General features: G+C 30.7%; 9 protein-coding genes and 1 pseudogene. All 10 read left to right on the top strand.

From position 1 onward, the window contains the following. Positions 1 to 586: pseudogene (locus AMO08_RS01060) on the top strand (branched-chain amino acid ABC transporter permease); the annotation flags it as partial. Continuing rightward, positions 583 to 1323: an ABC transporter ATP-binding protein gene (locus AMO08_RS01055; RefSeq protein ID WP_075484364.1), complete on the top strand. Its 741-nt coding sequence runs from the start codon at positions 583 to 585 to the stop codon at positions 1321 to 1323. The pseudogene AMO08_RS01060 and the gene AMO08_RS01055, both read left to right, overlap by 4 nt. Further along, the gene (locus AMO08_RS01050; protein WP_075484363.1) at positions 1323 to 2108 is read left to right on the top strand and encodes an ABC transporter ATP-binding protein; all 786 of its coding nucleotides are present in this window, start codon (positions 1323 to 1325) and stop codon (positions 2106 to 2108) included. The genes AMO08_RS01055 and AMO08_RS01050 overlap by 1 nt, the downstream gene beginning before the upstream one ends. Next, positions 2108 to 2812, top strand: coding sequence for an AzlC family ABC transporter permease (locus AMO08_RS01045; RefSeq protein ID WP_075484362.1), 705 nt, complete (start codon positions 2108 to 2110; stop codon positions 2810 to 2812). Before AMO08_RS01050 ends, AMO08_RS01045 begins: the two co-directional genes overlap by 1 nt. After that, entirely contained in the window at positions 2802 to 3125 is a 324-nt protein-coding gene (locus AMO08_RS01040; RefSeq protein ID WP_075484361.1) for an AzlD domain-containing protein, read from the top strand. Before AMO08_RS01045 ends, AMO08_RS01040 begins: the two co-directional genes overlap by 11 nt. Before the next feature lie 39 nt (positions 3126 to 3164). Then, positions 3165 to 4076 (top strand): glutarate dioxygenase GlaH, encoded by a 912-nt coding sequence (gene glaH / locus AMO08_RS01035; protein WP_075484360.1) that lies wholly within the window; start codon positions 3165 to 3167, stop codon positions 4074 to 4076. A gap of 32 nt (positions 4077 to 4108) precedes the next feature. After that, positions 4109 to 4876, top strand: a complete 768-nt coding sequence (locus AMO08_RS01030) for a pyrroline-5-carboxylate reductase (protein ID WP_075484359.1) — start codon at positions 4109 to 4111, stop codon at positions 4874 to 4876. A gap of 5 nt (positions 4877 to 4881) precedes the next feature. Next, on the top strand, positions 4882 to 5667 hold the full coding sequence (locus tag AMO08_RS01025; RefSeq protein WP_082254995.1) for an ABC transporter ATP-binding protein: 786 nt from the start codon (positions 4882 to 4884) through the stop codon (positions 5665 to 5667). Positions 5668 to 5669: 2 nt separating this feature from the next. Then, positions 5670 to 6032, top strand: a complete 363-nt coding sequence (locus tag AMO08_RS01020) for a DUF2306 domain-containing protein (protein WP_075484358.1) — start codon at positions 5670 to 5672, stop codon at positions 6030 to 6032. Further along, positions 6033 to 6740, top strand: a complete 708-nt coding sequence (locus AMO08_RS01015) for an ABC transporter ATP-binding protein (protein ID WP_075484357.1) — start codon at positions 6033 to 6035, stop codon at positions 6738 to 6740. It begins immediately after the preceding gene. Position 6741 lies beyond the last annotated feature (1 nt).

Raw genomic sequence — 6741 nt, 5'->3', positions numbered from 1 at the left:
CAAGGCTTTACTACACCACCTTTTCCAAATGTCGGTAGCTTAGAAGCAAGGGGGGGAGTTTTTCTATTTCTTAAGCTTCTTCACATTAGTGCTCACATTCGTTGTGGTTCGTTCAATCTATTCTACAAGATTTAAATTAATACTTAACGCTATTAGAGATAATGAGGATAAAGCTGAAGCAATGGGTATTGAAACAATGAAGTATAAAATTATTGGTTGGATGATCTCAGCTTTCTTTTGTGGATTGGCAGGAGGAATAATGGGTGGCTTGGTTGGATACATCGATTCAACAGATGTTGCATTTGATGGAAGAGAAATGGGAGTATTCATGGTATTGATGGCAATACTTGGTGGTAAAGGAACTCTTTGGGGCCCAATTATTGGTGCAACTATATTTCATATTTTTAAAGAAGGTTTTTGGACATTCTTTTTGGGTTGGCAGTATGTTGCTCTAGGAGTTTTGATTGTTGTGATTGTGATTTATTTTCCAGAAGGAATTATGGGATGGCTTAGAGAAAAATATCCAGAGCGATTTGGTGAAGTGGTTGATGAAAAAGATCGTAAAGCACAGGTAGAACTTAAATGAGTATTTTAGAAGTTAGCAATGTAAGTAAATCTTTTGGTGGTGTTAAAGCTAACGTTGACATTTCAATGAATGTTGAAAAAGGGAAGATAGTTGGATTGATTGGACCAAATGGTTCAGGAAAAACTACATTATTTAATTCGATTGTAGGAACTTACCCAATCGATAATGGATCTATTAAATTTAATGGAAAAGAAGTTTCTGAGTTACCAGTCCCTGTAATTGCTAAGTTAGGATTATTGAGAACTTTTCAGCAAACAAGAATTTATGGAAAGCTTAATTGTATAGAAAATATGCTTATTAGTCATAAAGGTAGTGACGCAGATCTAATGAAAATATTTTCAAAGATCCCAAAAGAACTAACAGATAAAGCTGAAAATTTATTAAATTTTGTGGGATTATATCAAAAAAGAAAGCTAAGAGCTGGAGATTTATCTTTTGGTCAACAAAAATTACTGGAGCTTGCTATGGCATTAATGAATGAACCAGAGATGCTATTACTAGACGAGCCTACAGCTGGGATTAATCCAACACTAATAAATGGTATTATTGATAGATTAATTAAAGTTAACCAAGATTTTGGAATAACTCTTTTAGTTATTGAGCACAACATGAGAGTTATTATGCAATTAGCTGAGAATATTTTTTGTTTAGCTCATGGTAAAATGTTAGCCAATGGATCGCCAGATGAAATTAAAAATGATAAACGTGTCATTGACGCGTATTTAGGAGCTCAATAATGTCTAACCAATATGAAGTATTAGGAAAAGCTCCGACACCAGATGATTTAAAAAAATTATCTCCAAACGAAGTTCATTTAACTATTAAAAATTTAAACGCAGGTTATGGAAAAATGGAAATTTTACATAACTTTGATTTATTCGTAAATAAAGCTCAGTCTTTATGTTTAATTGGACCTAATGGTGCAGGTAAATCTACAATTCTTCATTCAATATATGGTTTTACAAATATTTTTTCTGGTCAAATTGAACTTGAAGGAAAAGAAATTACAAATCTTACCCCAGCAGAAAAGTTAAAGTCAGTTGGTATAGCTTATATATTGCAAGATAACTCTGTATTTCCAGATATGACAGTAGAAGAAAACCTATTAATGGGAGGATATATAAAAGAAAAAACAGATGAGTCATATGAAGAGGCTGAAAGAATTTTTGAAAAGTATGAAAGGTTAAGAAATAGAAGAAACCAACCAGCAAAAGTTTTATCTGGTGGGGAGAGAAGATTGCTAGAAATATCTAGAGCATTAGTAATGAAACCTTCAGTGCTTTTAGTAGACGAACCGTCAATTGGACTTGAACCCAGATATATTGAGATGGTTTTTGAAATACTAAGAGATCTTCAGCAAAATGAAAAAAAAACAATCATTCTAGTTGAGCAAAATGCCAAAAAAGGATTAGAGTTTGCAGATATTGGATACGTTTTGGTATCTGGGCAAACTGCAATTGCAGGTAAAGGAGACGATTTACTCCAAAATCCTGATGTTGGTAGACTGTTCCTAGGTGGATAATGATTAAAAAAAATTTTTTCTTTAAAGGATATAGATCTATATTTACTCATGATAGTCCAGCTATTGCTCTTACTTGTTGTTTTATAGCTATTGGAGCATTATTTAAAAATTTAGGTTTTAATATTCAGGAAAGTATTTTTTCAACTGTTTTAACTTATGCTTTACCAGGCTCACTAGTAATGGCTGAGTCTATGTTAATTGGAGCATCTTTGTTAAATATTTTTTTGGCGGTATGGATTGTTAATGCAAGACTTTATCCTATGGCTGTATCTTTATTTCCGTTAATGATGCATAGAAGTCAACCTAAGTGGAAGTATTATTTTTCATGTCATTTCATTGCTATTTCCGCATGGTTAATAATGAAAAGCAATTATAAAAACATTCCAAAGAAACATAGAATTGATTATTGGATTGGTATTGGAAGCGCAACAGTAAGTGTATCTGTTATTGGAACATTTATAGGTTTTTATTTTTCAGAGTACATGAATAAAGATATGATGTTGGGTTTAGCAATTCTTAATCCAGTTTATTTTCTATGTATGATGATTGGTGCGTCTAAAACTATTCCGGTTACGCTGTCTGTTTTGCTTGGAACAATATTGGGACCAATTATTTATTTATTTTCACCTGAGTGGTCAATTTTGATAGCAGGTATAATTGGTGGAACCTTAGCTTATCTAGTAGGAGAGAACAGTGTCAGCTAATATTGTTTACGCAATTCTTGTTACGTCTTTAGCAACATTTTTGTCTAGATTTTTGGGCGCTCTAACATCTGAGGGTATAAAAGAAACTTCTAAGCTTTTTAAGTGGTTTAATTGTTTAGCCTATGCAACTTTAGCTGCACTTATAGCTAGAACTATAATTTTTCCTGCTGGTGTTTTGGTAGATGCTAGTTATTACAGTAGGTCAATTGTTGTGTTTTTGTCCTTGTTTGTTTTTTTTATTTCTAAGAAAAACTTTGTTTATCCAACAATTTTCTCAGCTATTTGTATGGCAATAATTAACAATTATATCTGATTAAATTGATTTATAAAATAAGGTAAAATAAAATTTAGAATGCAAAAAATTACTGGCATAGACATTCAAAAACACGATAAATCAAATAGGATTATAAAACTTAGTTTAGAAAATGATATAATAGATAAATTAATTTTCCCTTTTAATAAATTTGATTTAACAGCATTAGAGCTAAAACCATTTACAAGATTTACTTTAGCTAAAAGTTTAGATGATTTAACAAATAATAAGTTAAGCGAATTAATGAACTCAATTATTAGAGATAGATCTACAGGTTGTTTTGTTATTGGACCAAAAAATATAATTGCAAAAATTAATGATACATTTTTAGTTAAGTTATCAACCGCAATAGCTCATCTAATAGGTGTACCTAATCATGATGCGATGGCAGGAAAATATTATGCTCGTTTTCATGTTAAACATGAAGATAGTAGCGACTCTTATTTAAGAAAGGCTTATAGGAATATGGATCTTCATACAGATGGGACATATGTGAAAGATATAACTGATTGGTTAATTATGACAAAAATTGATGAGCAAAATGTTGAAGGTGGTGAAACAGCTATGTTACACCTTGATGACTGGGAACATTGTGATGATTTATACAATGATCCAGTTGGGAGACAAAATTTTGTTTGGGGGTCACCAAAAAGTAAAAATATTGATTACAAGGTAGAGCACCCAGTTTTTTCAACTGATAAAGAGGGAAGACCAACGATATCTTATATAGATCAATTTCCAGAACCTCAAAATATGGATCAAGGAAATTTTTTACAAAGATTATCTGATGGATTAGAGGAAAGTAAAAATAAAATAATTACAAAATTACCTGTTGGATTCTCTGTGATTGCAAATAATTATTTCTGGCTTCATGGAAGAAAACCCTTCAAAGAAAACAAGGAATTAAGCAGAGAATTACTAAGAATTAGAGGTTCTTTTTTTGTTAATTAATTCAATATAATCAATATAAAGTATCCAAAATTATGAATTTAGGTTTTATTGGTACTGGAAAAATTGCAGCTTCAGTGATTACTGGAATATGTAAATCAAAAATTTACTATAAGAAAATTATTATTTCTCCAAGAAATAAAAAAATAGCTCTTGGGTTAAAAAGAAAGTTTAAAAAAATAGTTATTGCCAAGGATAATCAGCAAATTATAGATCAGTCTAATTGGGTGTTTTTATCTGTTACACCTACTGTTGGTGAAAAAATTATTAAAGATTTAAAATTTAAATCGACCCAAACAGTTGTTAGTTTTATTTCAACAATTACCTTATCTCAATTAAAGAAAGCAATTAAAGTAAAAGCAAAAATTGTAAGAGCAATACCTCTACCTCCAATTTCATTAAAGAAAGGTCCTGTACCTATTTGTCCACCTAATTCAAAAGTTAAAGCGTTTTTCAATAACTTGGGCACAACTGTAGAAATTAAAAATGAAAAATCTTCTATAAATTTTTGGTCAACTTCTGGCATGATGGCGCCTTTTTATGAGATGTTGAGAGTAATGACTGATTGGTTGGTAAAAAGAGGGGTAAAAAGAAATAATGCTCAAAAATATATTACTTCTTTATTTTTAGCTTTATCTGAAGATGCTGTAGTAAATTCAAAAGAAAATTTAAAGAATTTAGTAAAAGAATCTCAAACGCCAAAAGGGTTAAATGAACAAGGTGTGAAAGAATTAACCAAAGCAGGTTTTTATAAATCTCTAGAAAAAACTTTAAATAGTATTCATAGAAGACTAAACAAATAAATCAAATGTCCAACAATATTTTAGAGATTAATAATTTAAGTAAATATTTTGGTGGATTAGCTGCAGTTTCAGATTGTTCAATAAAAGTTAAAAGAGGAACAATCACAGGTATTATTGGACCAAATGGATCTGGTAAAACAACTTTATTTAATTTAATTGCTGGAAACTTAAAGTCCTCTGGTGGCAATGTTGTTTTCGATGATGAAAACATTACAGATGTTCCATCATATGAGTTATTTTCTAAAGGGTTGTTAAGAACATTTCAAATTGCACACGAATTTTCAAATTTATCTGTTTTAGAAAATTTAATGATGGTTCCTGGAAATCAATCTGGTGAAAAAATAATGACTGCATTATTTAAACCAGGTTTAGTTGCACAAGAAGAAGCTGTGGTTAAAGAAAAAGCAAAAGAAGTTGTTGAATTTTTAAATCTAGGACATTTATCTAATGAACTTGCTGGAAATCTTTCAGGCGGTCAAAAGAAATTATTAGAACTTGGAAGAACCATGATGGTTGATGCAAAATTAGTACTATTAGATGAAGTAGGGGCTGGAGTTAACAGAACTTTGTTAAAAGATCTTGGAACTGCGATAGAAAAGTTAAATAAAGAAAAAGGTTATACTTTTTGTATGATTGAACACGATATGGATTTTATTGGAAGATTATGTGATCCAGTAATTGTAATGGCTGAAGGATCAGTTTTATTTGAGGGAAGTGTCGAAGAGGCAAAAAAAGATGAGAAAGTAATTGAAAGTTACTTAGGAAGAGGATCGAAACTAAAAGAAAATTAATTATGACAATCGCTTCTCACATAATTTTTGCTTTATTTGCAGTTGGTTTTGGAATAAGGAACTTAATTGCAAAAAAAGGGGATAATAAACATAAAGTTATAGGTTGGATTTGGGTATTGCTTATGTTTTATGTTGCTATTTCTTCCTATTGGATCAAAGAACTTAATGATGGAAATTATAGCTGGATACACATTTTAAGCTTATGGACATTGATCTCTTTGTCTCTTGCAGTTTACTTTATTAGAATAAAAAAAATATTTTTGCATAAAATATTAATGGTTGGAAACTTTATAGGATTAATAGTTGCGGGTATTTTTACTTTATTACCAGGAAGATATTTACCAAATTTAATAGGATTATTTTAAATGGCATATTTTGAAGGAATAGAAATGACAGGTGGTTATGGTAATGGTCCTGACATTATTAGTTCTTGTTCAGTGAATGTAAATAAGGGTGAAATAGTTTCTATTTTAGGTCCTAATGGAGCTGGTAAATCAACTGCTATGAAAGCAATGTTAGGATTGCTTAATTTAAAATCTGGATCAGTAAAGATTGATGGTAAGGATATTTCAAAATTATCTCCTCAAGATAGAGTTAAACAAGGTATTTCTTTTGTTCCACAGACTAAAAATGTTTTTGCAGGAATGACTGTTGAAGAAAATTTAGAAATAGGTGCATTTCTTGTTGAGGATGAAATCAAAAATATAATTGAAGAAATTTATGAATTATTTCCGATTTTAAGAGAGAAAAGAAATCAGATGGTCGGTGAACTTTCTGGAGGTCAAAGACAACAAGTTGCTCTAGGTCGAGCTTTAATGATTAAACCTACTGTTTTAATGTTAGACGAGCCAACTGCTGGTGTATCACCAATTGTGATGGACGAATTATTTGATCATATTGTAAAAGTAAAAAGAACAAACGTTGCTATCTTAATGGTAGAACAAAATGCAAAACAAGCCTTAAGCATTTCAGATAGAGGTTACGTTCTGGTTACTGGAGAAAATCGTTATTCAGGAACTGGAAAAGAATTATTAGACGATCCAAGAGTAAGAAGTTCTTTTTTAGGAGGGTAAT

Origin of the sequence: Candidatus Pelagibacter communis (genome assembly GCF_001180205.1) — a bacterium.
GTDB classification, from domain to species: Bacteria; Pseudomonadota; Alphaproteobacteria; order Pelagibacterales; family Pelagibacteraceae; genus Pelagibacter; species Pelagibacter ubique_O.
This window is presented reverse-complemented; position numbering and strand designations above follow the sequence as displayed.

What these genes read in the sequence shown, in the direction of transcription:
- AMO08_RS01055 (WP_075484364.1), top strand. Translation starts at nt 583, where the DNA reads ATGAGTATTTTAGAAGTTAGCAATGTAAGTAAATCTTTTGGTGGTGTT.
- AMO08_RS01050 (WP_075484363.1), top strand. Translation starts at nt 1,323, where the DNA reads ATGTCTAACCAATATGAAGTATTAGGAAAAGCTCCGACACCAGATGAT.
- AMO08_RS01045 (WP_075484362.1), top strand. Translation starts at nt 2,108, where the DNA reads ATGATTAAAAAAAATTTTTTCTTTAAAGGATATAGATCTATATTTACT.
- glaH (WP_075484360.1), top strand. Translation starts at nt 3,165, where the DNA reads ATGCAAAAAATTACTGGCATAGACATTCAAAAACACGATAAATCAAAT.
- AMO08_RS01030 (WP_075484359.1), top strand. Translation starts at nt 4,109, where the DNA reads ATGAATTTAGGTTTTATTGGTACTGGAAAAATTGCAGCTTCAGTGATT.
- AMO08_RS01025 (WP_082254995.1), top strand. Translation starts at nt 4,882, where the DNA reads ATGTCCAACAATATTTTAGAGATTAATAATTTAAGTAAATATTTTGGT.
- AMO08_RS01020 (WP_075484358.1), top strand. Translation starts at nt 5,670, where the DNA reads ATGACAATCGCTTCTCACATAATTTTTGCTTTATTTGCAGTTGGTTTT.
- AMO08_RS01015 (WP_075484357.1), top strand. Translation starts at nt 6,033, where the DNA reads ATGGCATATTTTGAAGGAATAGAAATGACAGGTGGTTATGGTAATGGT.